The organism is Nocardia nova (genome assembly GCF_002933465.1).
Taxonomy (GTDB): Bacteria; Actinomycetota; Actinomycetes; order Mycobacteriales; family Mycobacteriaceae; genus Nocardia; species Nocardia nova_B.
Genome location: NZ_PSZE01000005.1, coordinates 1 through 3,017, shown reverse-complemented (window position 1 = coordinate 3,017; position 3,017 = coordinate 1). Strand labels below are relative to the sequence as shown.

At 64.9% G+C, this 3,017-nt stretch carries 4 protein-coding genes; 2 read left to right on the top strand and 2 right to left on the bottom strand.

Annotated features, from left to right (window positions below; translation table 11 throughout):
* The first annotated feature begins 263 nt into the window (after positions 1 to 263).
* Together C5E41_RS07720 and C5E41_RS33745 are read left to right on the top strand one after the other, a co-directional pair.
* Positions 264 to 566: a cytochrome P450 gene (locus C5E41_RS07720; protein ID WP_104375171.1), complete on the top strand. Its 303-nt coding sequence runs from the start codon at positions 264 to 266 to the stop codon at positions 564 to 566.
* Positions 567 to 596: 30 nt separating this feature from the next.
* Positions 597 to 773 (top strand): hypothetical protein, encoded by a 177-nt coding sequence (locus C5E41_RS33745; protein ID WP_181063151.1) that lies wholly within the window; start codon positions 597 to 599, stop codon positions 771 to 773.
* Here the strand turns inward: C5E41_RS33745 and C5E41_RS33740 are convergent.
* Positions 764 to 937, bottom strand: a complete 174-nt coding sequence (locus C5E41_RS33740; protein ID WP_181063150.1) for a hypothetical protein — start codon at positions 935 to 937, stop codon at positions 764 to 766. The two genes, C5E41_RS33745 and C5E41_RS33740, sit on opposite strands and share 10 nt — an antisense overlap.
* A gap of 82 nt (positions 938 to 1,019) precedes the next feature.
* Positions 1,020 to 2,519, bottom strand: coding sequence for a GMC family oxidoreductase (locus C5E41_RS07715; RefSeq protein WP_104375170.1), 1,500 nt, complete (start codon positions 2,517 to 2,519; stop codon positions 1,020 to 1,022).
* Between the last annotated feature and the right edge of the window lie 498 nt (positions 2,520 to 3,017).

Genomic DNA, 3,017 nt, shown 5'->3' with positions numbered 1-3,017 from the left:
CGACTCGGCCCGCGACCGGACTTCGACCGGGATGGAGTGCTCGATGAAACCGCAGTACCTGTATCGGTCGATCACTTTCGATCACGACATGGCTCGAGAAATACTGCGTGACAAGCGTTTCGGTGCAGGCGTACCGACGGTGCTCGCGCCGCGCCTCATACGGCGCGTGCTGCACCGCCGGCCCGTCCCGCCGAACCCAGTGGATCCTCCGTCGATGCTGGTGATCGACCAGCCCGAACACGCGCGGATGCGCAAACCGGTCGGTGAACTTGATCGGCAAGGGCATCACCTGGCTGCTGCGTCACCCACCCGATCAGTTGAGTCGATTGCGCGCCGAACCGGAGCTGTGGCCCAATGCGGTCGAGGAAATCCTGCGGATCGATCCGCCGGTGCAGACCACCGCCCGCACCCCACGTACAACGCTGGAGATCGGCGGTGTCCGACTTCGCGCGGGTTCGACCGTGGTGCTCTCATTGGCCGGCGCGGTTTCATCGCAATGCCATTCCTATGGGGGATGGCGCAAGGCGTGTGAGACGACGTCTCCAGCTCTCGGCACCGCGAGGTAGTCTCACCCGAAACGATGAGGGGGCGGTAATGTGAGAGATCCGCAGGCAAACCCGGAGTTGTTTGCGCCACATGGCGCGACGGCCATCACCACAGCCATCACGGCGCTGATCGCAGGGCTGCTCACCGGCATCGCCGGAATCATGTGGGTTCTCTACACGATCGCCGGAATCGAGGATCAGGCGGCACGACTGAACTGTCACGGGTAAGGGACCGGCTCCGGTTTCAGACCAGCGCCGGGCGGCGTGGCGAAGGTGTTGAACGCGCCGAGCTCGGCACAGGCCAGCACGATCCGGCACCGCAACGCATACGCCTGCGTCGACGTCGCCGCCCGCGCACCCCGCACCAACTCCCGACGCTGAGCCTCGGTCACCACCAAATCCGGCCCCGACCTCGGCCTCCCAGTCCTCACCACCGCCGAATCCTACAATTACACAACGGATTTCAGGCGCGAACTAGGCGTTGGTGATGACCGCGGCGGCACGTTCGGCGATCATCGCGGTGGGCGCGTTTGTGTTGCCGGTGGTGACCGACGGCATGATCGACGCGTCGGCGATCATTAGGTTGGCGACTGCCCCTGCCCGCAGATCGGGGCCCACCACGGCGTGGTCGTCGATGCCCATGCGGCAGGTGCCGGCCTGATGGTGATAGGTATTGACCGCGCGGCGGATCCATGCCGTCAGCTGTTCATCGGTGTCGCTGACGGTCGGCCCGGGCAGTGCCTCGGTCGCACCCCATTCCTTGGCCAGCGGACCCTGGCGTCCGATCTCCCGGCACTGGCGCACCGACTTCACCAGGGCGATCAGGTCGCGTTCATCGTCGAACAGATTGAAATCGATGATGGGCTCGGCAGCGGGGTCGGTGGAGGCAAGGGTGAGTGTGCCGGTGCTGCGCGGCCGGATCAGGCCAGCATGAAGCGTGAAACCCGAAGCCGGACCGGTCATTTCCGCATCGTAGTAGAACGGCACGCTGAAGTTGATCGGTTGGGTGTCGGGTACGGGCAGCGCCGGGTCGCTCTTCCAGAACCAGTGTGTTTGGGTGACCGGCTGGAACGGTTCCGGGGGTGCGATCGGCTTCTCGGTGCCGAAGATCACCGGCACCAGGAAGTGGTCCTGCAGGTTGCGTCCCACCCCGGGGACGTCGGCGACCACGGGGATGTCGAGGGCTTGGAGGTCTGCTGCCGGTCCGATCCCACTGCGCAGCAGGATTGCTGGTGAGCCGAGCGCGCCAGCGCATAGCACCACGAGGTCGGCTCGCAACTCGCGCCGCTCCCCGTCGGCGTCGATGATCCGGGCGCCGAGCACCGTTTCGTCGGTCACGATCAGGGAGTCGATCAGGGCGTTCAGCTCGAGTTGGAGAGCGGGGTGGTTGATTACCGGTCGCATGTATGCGGCCCAGGTTGACAGCCGTCGCCCATCGCGGAGATTGAGCTTCATTTGCGACGCGCCATCGGGTACCCCGGAGTTGTAATCGGTGTTGAGCGGAAGGCCGTAGTGCAGCGCCGAATCCAGGATGGCCCGCTGGATGGGACTGAGTTCTGGCTCGACGGCGTCCATGTGGCCTGCGGGGTCGGTCGCCGCCTCGAGCCCCTTGAAGATCGGTGCGACCGACTCCCAATCCCAACCGGTGTTCCCCGCAGCCGCCCACTGGTCGTAGTCCCAGGCGGCGCCGTGGACCCAGATGGTCCCGTTGAGCTGGTTTGAGCCGCCCACGACCTTGCCGCGGGGTATATGTAACCGGCGGCCGAGTGCTCTCTGCTGGGGGGCAGAGAAGTAGCGCCAGTCCTCTGGAGCCAGCCACAGCTCTCCGACGCGGGACAGATCGTGGATGGCCGGATTGGTGTCGTCTCCACCGGCTTCGACAAGGGTGACCTTCAGGCCTGCGTCGAGTAGGCGACGGGTGACGAGTGACCCTGCGGTTCCCGCTCCCAGGACGAGAACATCGGGAGTGTGCATACATTCTCCTTCGAGACAAGGAGGCTCGAGCGGCGAGGGGCTGATGGTGGTACTCGCGCGCCGCGAGCGTCCCCGAGAGTTGCTAAGCGACCCCGGCGGCGCTGTCAGGTCCAACAGATGCGGCACTGGTGCCGTGCCCACACGCTACTCATGTGCGGAGTTAGCCACCACTGGATGTTGCCAACGGAGAGGTAGGGATTTCTTCAGCAGAGGTGGGGATTTCTTCGGTCGTCACGGCAACCCACACGTATGCGGAGATGTGCCGGTATGAGGTGCCCGAAGGTTTTCGGACAGCGCCCCAAAGTCGAATTGGGTAGCTGAATGGAGTTTGTTCGTGGCGCAGAAGCTGGCGCAGGTGGCGGCTGTCGCCGTGGCCGGTCCCCGATAACGGGACCACCCGGGTTTTGAGTCCGGGTTGTTTTCGATCCAGTTTCAGTTGATGGTGCAGGCCACGGGGTGGTGGGTGTGGCCGCAGCGGACAGCGTACTCGGTCGGCGT

Bases quoted from the DNA above. Each gene is read 5' to 3' on its own strand.
- C5E41_RS07715 (WP_104375170.1), bottom strand. From the start codon at position 2,519: ATGCACACTCCCGATGTTCTCGTCCTGGGAGCGGGAACCGCAGGGTCA.